General features: G+C 43.7%; 15 protein-coding genes. 13 read left to right on the top strand and 2 right to left on the bottom strand.

Annotated features, from left to right (window positions below; all coding sequences use genetic code 11):
• Positions 1-114 precede the first annotated feature (114 nt).
• The 7 genes from J7J00_RS18925 (at position 115) to J7J00_RS18895 (ending at position 6,913) form a co-directional block, all read left to right on the top strand.
• Positions 115-1,263: a M20 family metallopeptidase gene (locus J7J00_RS18925; protein WP_309487205.1), complete on the top strand. Its 1,149-nt coding sequence runs from the start codon at positions 115-117 to the stop codon at positions 1,261-1,263.
• 111 nt (positions 1,264-1,374) lie between these two features.
• The gene (locus J7J00_RS18920; protein ID WP_034308767.1) at positions 1,375-2,136 is read left to right on the top strand and encodes a tRNA threonylcarbamoyladenosine dehydratase; all 762 of its coding nucleotides are present in this window, start codon (positions 1,375-1,377) and stop codon (positions 2,134-2,136) included.
• Positions 2,137-2,324: 188 nt separating this feature from the next.
• A complete protein-coding gene (locus J7J00_RS18915; RefSeq protein WP_214793463.1) occupies positions 2,325-3,512 on the top strand; it encodes an ABC transporter substrate-binding protein in 1,188 nt (395 codons plus the stop codon).
• A 76-nt stretch (positions 3,513-3,588) separates the two neighbouring features.
• Positions 3,589-4,467, top strand: coding sequence for a branched-chain amino acid ABC transporter permease (locus tag J7J00_RS18910; RefSeq protein ID WP_098369668.1), 879 nt, complete (start codon positions 3,589-3,591; stop codon positions 4,465-4,467).
• A 13-nt stretch (positions 4,468-4,480) separates the two neighbouring features.
• Positions 4,481-5,452 (top strand): branched-chain amino acid ABC transporter permease, encoded by a 972-nt coding sequence (locus J7J00_RS18905; RefSeq protein ID WP_214793460.1) that lies wholly within the window; start codon positions 4,481-4,483, stop codon positions 5,450-5,452.
• Positions 5,427-6,206: an ABC transporter ATP-binding protein gene (locus tag J7J00_RS18900; protein ID WP_214793458.1), complete on the top strand. Its 780-nt coding sequence runs from the start codon at positions 5,427-5,429 to the stop codon at positions 6,204-6,206. Before J7J00_RS18905 ends, J7J00_RS18900 begins: the two co-directional genes overlap by 26 nt.
• The gene (locus tag J7J00_RS18895) at positions 6,206-6,913 is read left to right on the top strand and encodes an ABC transporter ATP-binding protein (RefSeq protein WP_214793455.1); all 708 of its coding nucleotides are present in this window, start codon (positions 6,206-6,208) and stop codon (positions 6,911-6,913) included. The genes J7J00_RS18900 and J7J00_RS18895 overlap by 1 nt, the downstream gene beginning before the upstream one ends.
• A 179-nt stretch (positions 6,914-7,092) precedes the next feature.
• Here J7J00_RS18895 and J7J00_RS18890 read toward each other — a convergent pair whose 3' ends face one another.
• Complete coding sequence (locus tag J7J00_RS18890; protein ID WP_214793452.1) at positions 7,093-7,587, bottom strand: DinB family protein; 495 nt, start codon at positions 7,585-7,587, stop codon at positions 7,093-7,095.
• A gap of 775 nt (positions 7,588-8,362) precedes the next feature.
• Between J7J00_RS18890 and J7J00_RS18885 the strand changes: the two genes are divergently transcribed.
• The 5 genes from J7J00_RS18885 (at position 8,363) to J7J00_RS18865 (ending at position 13,023) form a co-directional block, all read left to right on the top strand.
• Positions 8,363-9,541, top strand: coding sequence for an ABC transporter substrate-binding protein (locus J7J00_RS18885; RefSeq protein ID WP_214793449.1), 1,179 nt, complete (start codon positions 8,363-8,365; stop codon positions 9,539-9,541).
• Positions 9,542-9,704: 163 nt separating this feature from the next.
• Positions 9,705-10,583: a branched-chain amino acid ABC transporter permease gene (locus J7J00_RS18880; RefSeq protein ID WP_214793446.1), complete on the top strand. Its 879-nt coding sequence runs from the start codon at positions 9,705-9,707 to the stop codon at positions 10,581-10,583.
• A 13-nt stretch (positions 10,584-10,596) separates the two neighbouring features.
• Positions 10,597-11,562 (top strand): branched-chain amino acid ABC transporter permease, encoded by a 966-nt coding sequence (locus J7J00_RS18875; protein WP_214793443.1) that lies wholly within the window; start codon positions 10,597-10,599, stop codon positions 11,560-11,562.
• Positions 11,534-12,316, top strand: coding sequence for an ABC transporter ATP-binding protein (locus J7J00_RS18870; protein ID WP_214793440.1), 783 nt, complete (start codon positions 11,534-11,536; stop codon positions 12,314-12,316). The genes J7J00_RS18875 and J7J00_RS18870 overlap by 29 nt, the downstream gene beginning before the upstream one ends.
• Positions 12,316-13,023: an ABC transporter ATP-binding protein gene (locus J7J00_RS18865; RefSeq protein WP_214793437.1), complete on the top strand. Its 708-nt coding sequence runs from the start codon at positions 12,316-12,318 to the stop codon at positions 13,021-13,023. Before J7J00_RS18870 ends, J7J00_RS18865 begins: the two co-directional genes overlap by 1 nt.
• Here J7J00_RS18865 and J7J00_RS18860 read toward each other — a convergent pair.
• Positions 13,020-13,202 (bottom strand): hypothetical protein, encoded by a 183-nt coding sequence (locus J7J00_RS18860; RefSeq protein ID WP_214793434.1) that lies wholly within the window; start codon positions 13,200-13,202, stop codon positions 13,020-13,022. The two genes, J7J00_RS18865 and J7J00_RS18860, sit on opposite strands and share 4 nt — an antisense overlap.
• Before the next feature lie 456 nt (positions 13,203-13,658).
• Between J7J00_RS18860 and J7J00_RS18855 the strand changes: the two genes are divergently transcribed.
• Positions 13,659-15,542 carry a S8 family serine peptidase gene (locus J7J00_RS18855; protein ID WP_214793431.1) on the top strand — a complete coding sequence of 628 codons (1,884 nt, stop codon included), beginning with the start codon at positions 13,659-13,661 and terminating at the stop codon, positions 15,540-15,542.
• The last annotated feature ends 19 nt before the right edge of the window (positions 15,543-15,561 follow it).

Here is a 15,561-nt window from a genome sequence, read left to right as displayed (position 1 = left end):
AGATACCCCAAACTAACGAATAAACTTCAAATATTCCTATTTAAGTAACATTCCGCATTATAGATTCGTAAATTATAGTAAGGTTGAGCAATAGTCAGCCAAGGATAGAAAGTAGTGAGGGCTTTGAAAGATTTATTGTATGCAAAGAGGATGGAAATGCTTCAATTAGTGGAGCGGCTAGTGAATATAGATAGTGGTTCTCATACGAAAAAGGGTATTGATGAAATTGGTTCGATTTTAAAAACGAAATTTGAAAGTCTGGATTTTATTGTGAATACCGTTGAGCAACAGAATTATGGCAATCAGCTGGTCATCCAGCATCGTGATGCGCATCAACCGCATATTCTGGTCGTCGCCCATATGGATACGGTTTTTCCGGAAGGCACAGCGCAAAAGCGTCCTTTTAAAGTGAAGGGAAGTCGGGCATACGGTCCTGGTGTAGCGGATATGAAGTCCAGTTTAGTTGAGCTTTTTTATGCGATCCTTTGCTTGAAACAGACGGGGCAGACAGGCTATAAGCATATCCAAATCATTCTTAATAGTGATGAGGAGATCGGGTCTCCTTCGTCTGCTTCACTCATATCGGAAAAAGCGGCCAATAAGAAGTTCGCGTTAATTCTTGAACCGGCTAGGACGGATGGTTCGCTTGTCACGGCAAGAAGGGGCTGCGGTCAGTTTAAAGTGGATATCGTCGGGGTGGCCGCCCATTCAGGAATCGAACCGGAAAAGGGGCGAAGTGCAATTGAAGAATTGGCCCATAAGATCATCGCCTTACACCAATTGAATGATCAGCAGAAAGGAATCAGCGTCAATGTCGGCATGATTGAAGGAGGTTCCGCTGTCAATACGATCGCTTCCCATGCGGCTGCTTTTGTGGATGTGCGGATTTCGGAAAAAAGGCAGGAAGGCTTCATCCTCAAGCAACTGAAAAAAATCTGTGCTGAAACCTATATTTCAGGAACGATAACGACATTAAGCGGGAAAATGGACCGGTCTCCAATGGAAAAGAATGAGAAAACGAACTTGCTTTTAGAGACGATCCGTCAGGCTGGGCAGGAAATCGGCATCGAAATCACGGATACGGCCACGGGTGGAGGTTCGGATGCTTCCATCACTTCAGATTTGGGAATCGCGACAGTGGATGGACTCGGGCCAATTGGGGGCAATGCACATAGTGAAGAGGAGTATATGGAAATTCCAAGCCTGACGGAAAGAACCCTTCTATTGGCAACCGTCATTCAAAAATTATCAAAAATGACCTAATGCACCAATTCCGATTAGACTGCTCATATTTCGCTTGTCATTAATGATGTTTATGATATATTGTTAATTGGAAAGCTAAATAAGAACAGAATTTATTGGAGTTGAATATATATGCTGCATCAGTTTTCACGAAATGAATTGGCAATTGGCAAGGAAGGAATCGATATTCTGAAAAACACGACCGTTGCTGTCCTGGGTGTAGGAGGCGTTGGTTCATTTTCAGCCGAAGCATTGGCACGTTCCGGGGTAGGCCGTATTATTCTTGTGGATAAAGACGATGTCGACATCACAAATGTAAACAGGCAGATCCATGCTCTATTATCAACAGTTGGTCAACCGAAAGCGGAATTGATGAAAAATCGCATTCAAGACATCAATCCCGACTGCGAAGTGATCGCTCTTAAAATGTTCTATACAGAAGAGACGTTTGAAGAATTCTTCAGTTATGGCTTGGACTATGTCATTGATGCATCGGATACGGTCATTTATAAGATCCATGTGATGAAGGAATGCCTGAAACGGAATATCAAGGTGATTTCAAGCATGGGGGCCGCTAATAAGATGGACCCGACGCGTTTTCAAATTGCCGATATCTCCAAAACGCATACCGATCCGCTTGCCAAGGTCATTCGTACTAGATTGCGTAAAGAGGGCATAACAAAGGGAATTCCCGTTGTTTTCTCCGACGAGAGCCCTATTGTCATTCGTGAGGATGTCCGAAAAGAAGTCGGCAATGATGAGGCAAAAATCCGTAAAGCCCAAATGCCACCGTCTTCGAATGCTTTCGTACCATCCGTTGCGGGTTTAATTGCAGCAAGCTGGGTGATCAATGATATATTGAAAGACATTGAAGTTCGCCGTGTAAATGATTGATAAAAATCAACTGACTCTATAAAGGGTCAGTTTTTTTGTGTCAAATAGTAGATATTCCTTTTAATAACTTTTTTATCCATATCATATAGACGGGGTCGAAAGAATGAGATACACTATATTTTCAGAATATTATTTTTATTCAGATATTCTATTTGTTTAAAAGAACACACAAAACAAGGGGGTTTCAAATGAAGAAGAAAAAGCTAGCAGGAGTGTTTCTATCACTTTCATTGGTTGCAGGGGCGCTGGCAGGTTGTAGCGGCGACTCGAAAACTAGCAGTTCAAGCGGGGGTTCATCAAAATCGGATGACACAATTAAAATTGGGGCCAACCTTGAATTGTCTGGAGGTACGGCATCATTCGGCCAATCGGCTGCAGATGGTTTGAAACTGGCCATCAATGAGATTAATAAAGAGGGCATCGACGGTAAAAAACTGGAAATCGTGAAGGTTGATAATAAATCAGATGCAGCAGAAGCCACAAGCGGTTCGATCAAGTTAGTCAGCCAGGACAAGGTTGTGGCTGTAGTCGGATCTGCGACAAGCACGAATACATTGGCACAGGTTCAAGTCGCACAGGATAATAAAGTTCCTCTACTCACACCAACTGCAACAAATCCCGACATTACCAACAAAGCTGGAAAATTAAATGATTATGTGTTCAGAACTTGCTTTATCGATCCATTCCAAGGTACGGTGGCAGCCAATTTCGCATCTGACGAAATAGGGGCAAAGACGGCTGCGATCTATGTGGATAGCGCAAGTGATTATTCTAAAGGACTGGCCGCAGCTTTTAAGAAAGCGTTCACTGCCAAGGGCGGTAAAATCGTGGCGGAAGAAGCTTATGTAACGAAAGATACTGATTTCCGCTCTACATTGACACGTATCAAATCCGCAAAACCGGAGTTCGTTTTCCTTCCTGGTTATTATGAAGAAGTCGGATTGATCTTAAAACAGGCACGTGAAGACGGCATAGACCTTCCATTCATGGGCGGGGACGGCTGGGATTCCCCGAAGGTCGTTGAAATTGCCGGAGCGGATGCTTTAAAAAATACTTATATCACGAATCACTATTCCCCGGAAGATGAAGATGCCAAAATCCAGGATTTCGTTGCAGCCTTCGAAAAGGAATACGATAAAACTCCGGATGCCTTTGCCGCACTTGGCTATGATACTGGGTACTACCTGGCAGATGCCATCAAGAGATCTGGAGATGCTTCTCCCGAAAAAATCAGACAAGCATTGGAAGATGTCAAAGATCTTCAATTAGTTTCCGGAACACTGAACCTTGATGAAAATCATGATCCGATCAAATCGGCGACCATCCTGGAATATGTAGATGGCAAACAAAAGTTCAAGACAAAAATCAATCCATAATACATTACGTGGATAGGGGGCAAGTTCCCCCTATTCTATATTCACTTAAAAAACACCTTAACGGGGAGAGTGCAATATGGAACTGATTCAGCAATTGGTAAATGGCATTTCACTCGGAAGCATTTATGCTTTGATCGCGCTTGGTTATACGATGGTATATGGAATCGTCAAGCTCATAAACTTCGCCCATGGAGACGTATTCATGGTCGGTTCATTTGTAGGGTTTTACGCCATTACCGTAATGGACTTATCCTTCATCCCGGCTTTATTGATTTCGATGGTCACATGTGCCATCTTTGGCGTTTTAATTGAACGCATTGCTTATAAACCCCTTCGTAATGCAACACGGATTGCCGCCTTGATAACGGCCATCGGTGTTTCCCTTCTGATAGAAAATGGGCTGATTTACATCCGGGGCGCCCAGCCGGAAGCCTATCCAAATAATGTCCTTCCAATGGATAAACTCGATATATTGGGAGTTTCCATCAGCAGTCAATCGATATTGATCTTATCTGTTTCCATCATATTAATGATCATCCTACAATTCGTTGTCCATAAAACCAAAATCGGCAAAGCGATGCGTGCCGTTTCATTCGATTCCGAAGCGGCAAAGCTGATGGGAATCAATGTGAATAATACGATTTCAGCTACGTTCGCCATAGGTTCGGCCCTTGCAGGGGCGGCTGGTGTCATTTTTGGAATCTACTATATTAAAATCGAACCGTTGATGGGTGTCCTTCCTGGCCTTAAAGCATTTGTTGCAGCCGTCTTGGGCGGCATCGGCATCATTCCGGGAGCGATGGTCGGCGGTCTGCTGCTTGGAGTGATCGAAGCTTTAGTCAGTGCAGCCGGTTACTCATTATGGCGCGATGGAGTGGCTTTCGTTGTACTTATCTTGATTTTGATTTTCTTGCCGCAGGGACTGTTCGGTAAAAATAAAAGAGAAAAAGTATAGGGGAGACATGGCGATGACTACTTTAAAGAATTCAAAGGGTTTTTGGCTCTCGATCGTGCTCGCACTTATTTTTTTCGGAATCATGCAGTACACCATTTCAAGCGGTATCCTTAATCCATTTTATATCAACACGCTCATGTTCATCGGCATCAATATCATGCTGGCGACGAGCCTTCATTTAATCATTGGAATAACCGGGCAGTTCTCGATCGGACATGCAGGTTTTTTAGCGGTTGGGGCCTATGCTTCTGCAGTCATGACAATGAAGCTGGAACTTCCTTTCATCATAGCTATATTGGCTGGGGGCGTCATCGCCGCTGTTGCGGGTATGGTGATCGGAATACCCAGCTTGCGTCTGAAGGGGGATTACTTGGCGATAGCTACCCTTGGATTCGGGGAAATTGTCCGGATCGTCCTTTTAAATATTGACTATGTAGGCGGGGCAAGCGGGATGCAGGTATCCCACCTGACCACTTGGCCATGGGTTTTTGCCTGTGTCATGATCACCGTCTTAGTCATCAGGAATTTCACGAATTCGACTCACGGGCGTGCATGCATATCCGTAAGGGAAGATGAAACGGCAGCTGATGCGATGGGAATCAATACGACCTATTATAAAGTGGCGGCTTTCGTCATCGGAGCTTTTTTTGCCGGAATTGCCGGATCGCTTTATGCCCATAATTTTTATATTATCCAGCCATCGAATTTCGGTTTCCTGAAATCGTTCGATATACTGATTTTCGTCGTACTTGGCGGTCTTGGAAGTCTTTCAGGCTCGGTGTTGGCCGCAATTCTACTGACGATCGTGACGACATTCCTTCAGGATTATCCGGAAACGAGGATGATCATCTACAGTCTAGTCCTGATCCTGATGATGATTTTCCGCCCGCAGGGTTTAATGGGAACAAGAGAAATCACATCATTGTTCACACATAAAAAAACGAAAGGGGGCAAAAAGGATGGAAGCCACAATACCGTTGCTTAAAGTAGATTCGGTGGGTATCCGTTTTGGCGGATTGAAAGCGGTGTCCGATGTGAACGTCGAATTATTTCCAGGGGAACTAGTAGGCTTGATCGGACCGAATGGAGCTGGGAAAACGACCTTCTTTAATTTATTGACGGGAGTGTATGTCCCTACAGAAGGAACGATTGCCTTGAACGGGGAAAATCTAAATAAGCAGCCGCCATATAAAATTACCCGAAAAGGGATTTCAAGGACCTTTCAAAATATTCGCCTCTTCAGTGAGCTATCCGTGATCGATAACGTGAAGGTTGCTTACCACTCGCTTGCCAAGCATGGAATTGCAAGCTCCATATTCCGGGTGCCGGGATATTTTTCCGGGGAAAAGGAAATGAATGAAAAGGCGCTGGAATTCTTGAGGATATTCAACCTTGATCATTTTAAGGATGAAAAAGCGAAGAATCTTCCATACGGACAGCAAAGGCGGCTGGAAATTGCCCGTGCTCTTGCCGCCAATCCGAAACTTCTTTTACTGGATGAACCCGCAGCCGGGATGAACCCGCATGAAACGAAAGAATTGATGAACCTCATTGCTTTTATCCGGAGGGAATTCAATCTTACCGTTTTGCTCATCGAACATGATATGTCACTGGTCATGGGGGTATGCGAACGGATTTATGTTCTTGATCATGGACAGCTTATCGCTCACGGAAAGCCGGAAGAAATCCGCAACGATCCAAAGGTTATCGAGGCCTATTTAGGGGAGGAGGTTTCCTGATGCTGAAAATAGAGGACATCAATGTTTATTATGGCAATATCCAAGCGTTAAAAGGGGTTTCCATGGAGATAAATGAGGGGGAGATCGTGACTTTGATCGGGGCGAACGGAGCTGGAAAAAGCACGTTGCTCAAAACGATATCCGGTCTGTTAAAACCAAAGCAAGGAAAAGTTCTGTTCGAAGGCAATCCGATCGGGGGAAAAGCTGCACAGTCCATTGTGAAAATGGGCATATCCCATGTACCTGAAGGGCGCCGTGTCTTTGCTAACATGACGGTTGCCGAAAACCTGGAGCTTGGGGCCTATTTGCGAAAAGACAAAGAGAACATTAATAAAGACATGAAAAAGGTCTATGAGTTATTTCCGAGACTGCTGGAGAGAATCAAACAGCAGGCTGGCACGCTTTCCGGCGGTGAACAGCAGATGCTTGCAATGGGTAGGGCTTTAATGGCGAAACCACGTTTATTATTGCTCGATGAACCTTCGATGGGCCTTGCACCGCTTCTGGTGAAGCAAATATTCAACATCATCCAGGAAATCAGTGAGTCCGGCACAACGATCCTTTTGGTCGAGCAAAACGCCAACCTTGCTTTATCCATTGCAGATCGGGCTTATGTCGTTGAAACGGGCCGAATCGTCCTCTCGGGCAATGCCGATGAACTCACTTCAAGTGAAGAAATAAAAATGGCCTATTTAGGAGGCCATTGAACCGCCGGTTGGCAGTTTGAGTTTGTAGTCAAAAGGAGTTGTATTTAAATTTTAGGCTTTGATAAGTAGCATTGTTGTTTTTTAGGTATAAAATATGGGAACATCCGATTTGGACGTTCCCGTTCTTATTCCATTAAAGCCCCCTATAATGGAATAACTGTAAAGTTAATGATGCTTTTTTAAAAGCTGCGTTTCGCTGCCCAAGCTCCTTGCATTTTACTAAGGAATACAATTTGCCCAATATGATATGCGTCGTGCATTGCTAAACTCTTCAGTTCAAGCACTAATGAATTATCTTCTCCTGGGATCTGTCTATACAAATCTTCATGTTCTGATTTTGCTAGTATTTTTCCAAGTTCACGATGAACATAAAAGTATTCTTGTTTTGTTTCCTTCCAATTTTCTAACGTCTCAGTTGGTAATCGAAATGTAGATTCATTATTTTCTGCCTGTGGTTCATTCGCTGTTTCACCAAGAAATCGCATCAGAAATCTCTTTTCATAGAAAAGTAAATGACAAACTAATTCCCAAATGGAATTCATTGCCCCATCAGCTGGTTTCCAAATTGCCTGTTCAAAAGTGATATCCTCTAGCACTTTTTCAAGTGGTGGAAACCAATCTTCTTCATCTAAGCAGCTTGCCCATTGCTGTAACAAAAGTGTCTTTACATCCATTTTCTATTCCCTCCAATTTAATCCCTTTACTAGATAATCCCGTTGGTCAAAATTCATTTGCGGCTTGTTGTAGAGAGGTCACTAATTAAGGTGTCATGCCAATTCCTTGTTCAATTAAACTGGCCCTTTAACGGAACAATGAACGTTCCGTTATTTGGAAAATTCTGATAACCTTAGTTTATCATAAGTTGTGTTAACTGAGAAAGAACAACCGTCTAAAACCATTTTGGTTATCGTAAACGCCGTTTGGCGGTTTTTTTGATTGATATGCATAATATACAGGAAGATAAAAGCAGAGGATATTCATGCATGATTTTATACATCCAGTATAGTATTATTCAATTTTGATATAGGAATTAAGACTAAAAAATAACGAAAAAACTGGGTTTAATTCCCTATCAATATACTGGTATTTTGGTAAAAATGTAAGTAATAGGATGAAAAAAACAAGAGAATGAATAAATTTTTTTGAGCAATAATTAAAGAATTTACAATATCAATATAATTAAATTATCAGTTTTTTCTGATTATATCGCCTATTTTCGCAATATTTAAAATATATAAAGATAAAAATGATATAGTACTCCCTGTGAAAAATATCCTATTTAGCGAAATCTTCTCACAATTATTGTATAGACGGAATGAAAATTATGCGGTAAACTATTTTTCGAAATATTAATTTAATTTGAAACATTTCATCTAATCAATTTTTTCTGAGGCATCTTGAATAAATATTCATGCATCAGAGCTTGATTACAAAATGGGGGGATTATTTATGAAAAAGAAAAAGTTAGCAGGTGCATTCCTTTCTCTAACACTTGCTGCAGGAGTGCTGGCTGGTTGTTCCGGCTCTGGTTCATCAGAAAAATCAAGCGGGGATGGAGATACGATCAAGATCGGTGTCAACCTTGAATTATCTGGCGGCGTAGCTTCGTATGGACAATCGATTGCAGAAGGCCTGGAGCTTGCGACTGCAGAAATCAATAAAGAAGGCATTGACGGTAAAAAAATCAAACTTATAAAAGTCGATAATAAATCTGAAGCATCTGAAGCGACAAGCGGAGCGATCAAGCTGACATCACAAGATCAGGTTGCAGCGATCGTCGGTGCAGCGACAAGCACGAACTCAATTGCACAAGTGCAGATTGCCCAAGATAATAAAGTGCCGGTCATCTCACCATCTGGTACAAGCCCTGAAATCACTTTCAGCAAGGATAAATTGAACGATTACATTTTCCGGACAAGCTTCATCGATCCGTTCCAAGGGACGGTAGCTGCGAATTTCGCCACTAAAGAAATCAAAGCGAAAAGTGCAGCCATCTATATTGACAGCGCAAGTGATTATTCAAAAGGGTTAGCCGCAGCCTTTAAAGAACAATTCGAAAAAAATGGCGGGGAAATCGTGGCTGAGGAAGCTTACATTGCGAAGGATACTGATTTCCGTTCCACATTGACTCGTTTGAAATCGGCAAAACCTGATTTCATTTTCCTTCCTGGTTACTATGAGGAAGCTGGTCTGATCGTGAAGCAGGCACGCGAAACTGGACTTGACGTTCCATTCATGGGCGGCGACGGCTGGGATTCTCCTAAGCTAGTTGAAATTGCCGGTGCAAAAGCTCTAAATAACACGTTCATCACGAACCATTATTCTTCAGGTGACCCTGATAAGAAAATTCAGAATTTTGTGTCAGCATTTAAAGCGAAGTACAAAGATAAATCCCCGGATGCATTTAACGCTCTAGGATATGACACAGGATACTTCCTTGCAGACGCGATTAAACGTGCTGGTTCAGCGGATTCAGAAAAAATCAAAGAAGCGCTGGAAAAAACGAAGGACCTTGAGCTTGTAACAGGTACATTCACATTGGATGAAAAACATAATCCAATCAAATCTGCTACCATTCTTGAATTTAAAGAGGGAAAACAAGTATTCAACACAAAAATCAATCCTTAATTTCGGAGAAAAACTCCAACCCTTTCGCCGGCCCTTCGTGAATAAGAAGGTGCTGGCGAATTCTCATTTTCAAAGCATACCAGGTCGCTGAACTTCCCCAGTGCGGAATGAAAAGAGTCTGGACTAATCACTCATAAAATTAGATTTTCAAGGAGAGTCGAACATGGAATTGATACAACAGTTAATAAACGGGATTTCACTAGGAAGTATTTATGCCCTTATCGCTCTCGGATATACGATGGTTTACGGGATTGTTAAATTGATAAACTTCGCACATGGCGATGTATTCATGGTCGGCTCATTCGTTGGGTTTTACACGATAACGGTTCTGGATCTGTCATTCATTCCCGCCCTATTAATCTCGATGACGGTCTGTGCGCTATTTGGGGTTTTGATCGAGCGTATCGCGTACAAGCCATTGCGTAACGCAACACGTATTGCTGCACTTATCACTGCCATCGGTGTTTCTCTTTTGATCGAATACGGATTCATCTACGTCCGGGGTGCACAGCCGGAAGCTTATCCGAATGATGTATTGCCGACAGACAAGTTCGATATTTTTGGAGTTTCCATCAATAGTCAATCAGTTTTGATTTTTGGAGTGGCCGTAGTTCTAATGATCATCCTTCAAATCATCGTTCATAAATCAAAAATAGGAAAAGCGATGCGTGCCGTTTCCTTCGATGCGGATGCAGCTAAGCTGATGGGAATAAATGTCGATAATACGATTTCTGCCACCTTTGCAATCGGTTCCGCATTGGCTGGGGCAGCGGGTGTCATTTTCGGTATTTACTATATTAAGATCGAGCCGCTCATGGGTGTGCTTCCGGGATTGAAGGCATTCGTTGCCGCCGTACTTGGAGGAATCGGGATTATACCGGGCGCTATGGTCGGTGGCTTATTGCTAGGTGTCATCGAAGCTTTGGTCAGTGCCGCCGGTTACTCATTATGGCGTGATGCTGTAGCCTTCATCGTACTGATTCTTATCTTGATTTTCATGCCACAAGGCTTATTCGGTAAAAACAAAAAAGAAAAAGTATAGGGGAGACAAAGCAATGACTACAATTAAGCGAGCAAAAGGTTTTTGGCTCTCGATTTCACTATCATTGATCTTTTTCGCCGTAGTTCAAGTGTTAATCGGCGGCGGATCGCTAAATCCTTTTTATCAAAATACGCTCATGTTCATCGGGATCAATATCATTCTGGCAGCGAGCCTGCACTTGATCATCGGGATAACCGGGCAGTTCTCCATCGGACATGCTGGATTCCTGGCAGTCGGTGCCTATGCTTCGGCCGTTATGACGATGAAGCTGGAAATGCCATTTTATGCGGCATTGATAGTCGGAGGTTTGGCGTCAGCGTTGGCCGGATTGATCATCGGAATTCCAAGCTTACGCTTAAAAGGTGACTACCTGGCGATTGCGACCCTCGGTTTTGGGGAAATCGTTCGGATCATGCTTTTGAATATTGATTATGTCGGCGGGGCGAGCGGCATGCAGGTTTCCCATTTGACCACTTGGCCGTGGGTATTCGCTTCCGTCCTCGTTACGATCATCGTCATCCGAAACTTTACTAGCTCGACCCACGGCAGGGCCTGCATATCGATCCGCGAGGACGAGACGGCTGCCGATTCGATGGGAGTCAACACGACGTATTACAAAGTTGTCGCGTTTGCAATCGGTGCTTTTTTTGCCGGTATTGCTGGAGGGCTTTACGCTCATAACTTCTATATCATCCAGCCATCGAACTTCGGATTCCTGAAATCATTCGATATTTTGATCTTAGTGGTACTTGGCGGTCTTGGAAGTCTTTCCGGTGCCGTATTGGCCGCGATATTACTGACGGTAGTCACGACTTTCCTGCAGGATTATCCGGAAACACGAATGATCATCTACAGCCTTGTGCTTATCGTGATGATGCTCTATCGTCCACAAGGTTTAATGGGGACAAAAGAAATAACATCCATGTTCAAACGTAAAGGAGGAAGCAGCCATGAAAAAAATAAAAACACCGCTGCTTAAAGTCGATTCAGTCGGCATCCAGTTCGGAGGGCTTAAAGCCGTTTCTGATGTTAACGTCGAGTTATATCCAGGAGAATTAATTGGCTTGATCGGGCCGAACGGCGCTGGAAAAACAACTTTCTTTAATTTGCTGACAGGAGTTTACGTCCCGACAGAGGGCACCATTTCTTTGGAAGGTGAGAACTTAAGAAAACTGCCTCCATATAAAATCACACAAAAAGGGATCAGCCGGACATTCCAGAACATTCGCTTATTCAGTGAACTATCCGTGATCGATAATGTTAAAGTGGCCTATCATTCGCTTTCGAAACATGGCATTTTAAGTTCGATCTTCCGCATGCCGATCCATTTTAAAGGCGAAAAGGAAATGGATGAAAAGGCGATTGAGTTCCTGAAGATCTTCAACCTTGATCAATATAAGGATGAAAAGGCGAAGAACCTGCCATATGGTAAACAAAGACGTTTGGAGATCGCCCGCGCACTTGCAGCCAACCCGAAACTGCTTTTACTGGATGAACCGGCTGCGGGGATGAATCCCCAGGAAACGCACGAACTCATGAACCTGATTGCCCTCATCCGTGAAAAATTTAATTTGACCGTATTATTGATAGAACATGATATGCCGCTCGTCATGGGTGTTTGCGAACGCATATACGTACTCGATCACGGACAACTGATCGCTCAAGGAAAGCCAGAGGAAATCCGTAACAATCCAAAAGTCATCGAGGCCTATCTGGGCGAGGAGGTTTCATAATGTTAAAAATCGAGGACATCAACGTCTATTACGGAAACATTCAAGCCTTGAAAGGAATCTCGCTTTCTATTAACGAAGGCGAAATCGTGACCCTTATCGGGGCGAACGGAGCCGGGAAAAGCACGATGCTGAAAAGCATTTCCGGCCTATTAAAACCAAAACAAGGGAAGATCATCTACGAAGGGCAATCCATCGGCGGAAAGGCCGTACAATCCATCGTGAAAATGGGCATATCCCATGTCCCTGAAGGCCGGCGTGTCTTTGCTAACATGTCGGTTGAAGAAAACCTTCAGCTTGGTGCTTATTTACGCAAAGATAAGGCAGGCATCAAGCAGGATATGGAGAAAGTCTATGAATTATTCCCGCGTTTGCTAGAGCGCCTGAAACAGCAATCCGGAACCCTTTCCGGCGGGGAACAGCAAATGCTCGCAATGGGCAGGGCACTCATGGCCAAGCCCCGGCTTCTGTTATTGGACGAGCCATCGATGGGACTCGCGCCATTATTGGTGAAACAAATCTTTAATATCATCGAAGAAATCAACAAAACAGGTACAACGATCCTGCTGGTCGAACAAAATGCCAACTTAGCACTATCCATCGCGGACAGAGCCTATGTTGTCGAAACCGGCCGAATTGTCCTATCAGGAAAATCAGAGGAACTGACCGCAAGCGAAGAAATCAAGAATGCCTATTTAGGTGGACATTAAGCCGTTTTATAGCAATTGACTGCAGGAGTTTGCCTGCAGTTTTTTTGTTTTAAAAAGTTCCAGTTGATATCAGAAATCCGCTCCCTTTCCGCCGACTGTCTGCCATGCCTCATCAAAGCAAGCGGTTGTGGGGTCTCGGCTAGCCAGTAATTTGGCAAGAGTGTCGCAAATTTCTTCAAACTAGTGTTTCATCCATATAAAAAGTAAAAAACATGAAGGATAAATTTAAAAAAGGATTCGAGGTGAGATACTTCGGACCCTTTTTAGACAAAATTGTTTTTATCTGAATGAGTTGATTGGAACGGAAGGTACGAGACTCCTGCGGGAAAAGTAAGTCCAGGGGAGACCCCACAGGCGCGAAGCGTCGAGGAGGCTCCCGGACCGCCCGCGGAAAGCGAGTGCCTGGAGTGGAAATCAAAGTACAAATTTTAAAATAATCAATTATTATCAAGTTTGTCTACAGTCAACCGCTTTATAGCGGTTTTTTGTTTTTTAAATAAGCTATTTTAACTAGATAAAAAGGTTAGTAAATCCAAATCAGACGGTATACAATCTAGTTAGGAATAATAGTAGAATTGGTTCATGATATAACCTCATCGATAGCTATTCTTAATCATATTTTTTGGAGTGATTGTATGCACAAACTTATTCAGGTTTTATTGCCGGTATTATTACTGTTTATGATTCTGCCAATCTACCAGCCAGATGCTGCATCTGCAGAGGAGACCCCGCAATCTGATGGTGTCATCGTCAAATATAAAGAGACGAATGATGAGCCGATCAACGAGTTGATAGAAAAGGTGGAGGTTCCTAAAGGGGAAAAGACCGACAACGTGATCGAGGAACTCGAAGAACAGAAGAATGTGGAATATGCAGAACCAAACTATCTTTTCAAGAAGATGGGAAGCCCGAACGATCCAGCCTACATAGACCAATGGCATCATAAAAGGCTTGGTACAAGTGCAGCGTGGACAAAAACAATGGGATCGAAGGAATTGATCGTGGCGATCATTGACGACGGCATCGATCGTAACCACGAAGATTTAAAAGGGAAGATCGTCAATGCCTATGATACGATAAAAAATCGGAAGCATATCGTACCAAAAGGGGCGCATGGAACGCATATCGCAGGCATCATTGCCGGTTCTGCGAACAACGGCATAGGCGGAACGGGTGTTGCCCCGAATGTTAAACTAATGCCGATCAATGTCTTTGATGGAGAGTATGCCAATACGGCCGATATCATTGAAGCGATACATTATGCCGTTCAGCAAAAGGCAAACATCATCAATATGAGTTTAGGAGACACCAGTTATTCGGAGGCCTTGAATAAGGCTGTCCAGGAAGCCTATAAAAAAGGCGTACTGATCGTCGCGGCTGCCGGGAATGAAGGGGATATGGGGAAAAATGTACAGCGTGTGTACCCAGCAGCATTCAGCCACGTCATTTCCGTTGCTGCCACTGACTCAAGGGACAGGCGTCCCAGTTATTCCAACTACCATTCAACAGTCGATATCGCGGCCCCTGGAGATGATATCCTTTCAACCTTGCCATATGGTAGATACGGCTGGATGAGCGGAACATCGATGGCCACGCCGATGGTGGCGGGTGTAGCGGCATTGATTTGGTCCAATGAGCCTAAACTTAACAAAACCGAGGTCGAATACCGCCTCTATGATTCAGCCGTGGACCTAGGTGCAAAAGGGAAAGACATTTACTATGGAAACGGGCGGGTCAATGCCAAAAAAGCACTTGAGATGAAGACGCTGACCAAACCGGCCGTGACTGCGATATCCGATAAGGACACCAAGATCAATGGGAAAATCCCGACTGATTTTAAAACGGGGACCGTCTCCATTTATACCGGTAAAAAGCAACTCGCCACAGTGAAAATCAACGGCGAAAAAACCTTTACGGCGACCATTGCAAAACAAACAGCAGGCACGACCATCTCTACTAGGCTAATCGATAAATCAGGAAATAAAAGTATTCCTGTTTCATTTAAAGTGGCAGATAAAACGGCTCCTGCAAGACCGTCCGTAAATACGGTAGGTGACAATACCGTCAAAGTAACCGGCAAAGCGGAAGCGGGCTCTTCCGTCACTGTCAAAACTGGCAGTACGGTTCTAGGCAAAGCAAATTCCAACAGCGCAGGGAATTTCACCGTAACGATGTCAAAAAAACAAAAAGCCGGAAAAGTCCTATCCGTTACAGCAACCGATAAAGCAGGAAATGTTAGCTCAATCAAAACAGTAACCGTCGCAGACAAAACAGCTCCAAGTAAACCGACGGTCAACACAGTAACGACAAAAACGACAAAAGTAACAGGCAAAGCAGAAGCCAACTCCACGGTATCCATCAAAGCATCAAGAAAAGTGATCGGCTCTGCCACTGCAACGGCTAAAGGCACATTCTCGGTTAAAATCCCAAAGCAAAAAGCCGGGCAGAACCTTTATACCTATGCCAAAGACAAAGCGAAAAACGTAAGCGAATCAAGGAAAGTAACGGTTAAAAAGTAATAGAAAAACAAGAACAGCT

This window comes from Bacillus sp. ISL-4, from assembly GCF_018613275.1.
Lineage (GTDB): Bacteria > Bacillota > Bacilli > Bacillales > DSM-1321 > Peribacillus > Peribacillus simplex_E.
This window is presented reverse-complemented; position numbering and strand designations above follow the sequence as displayed.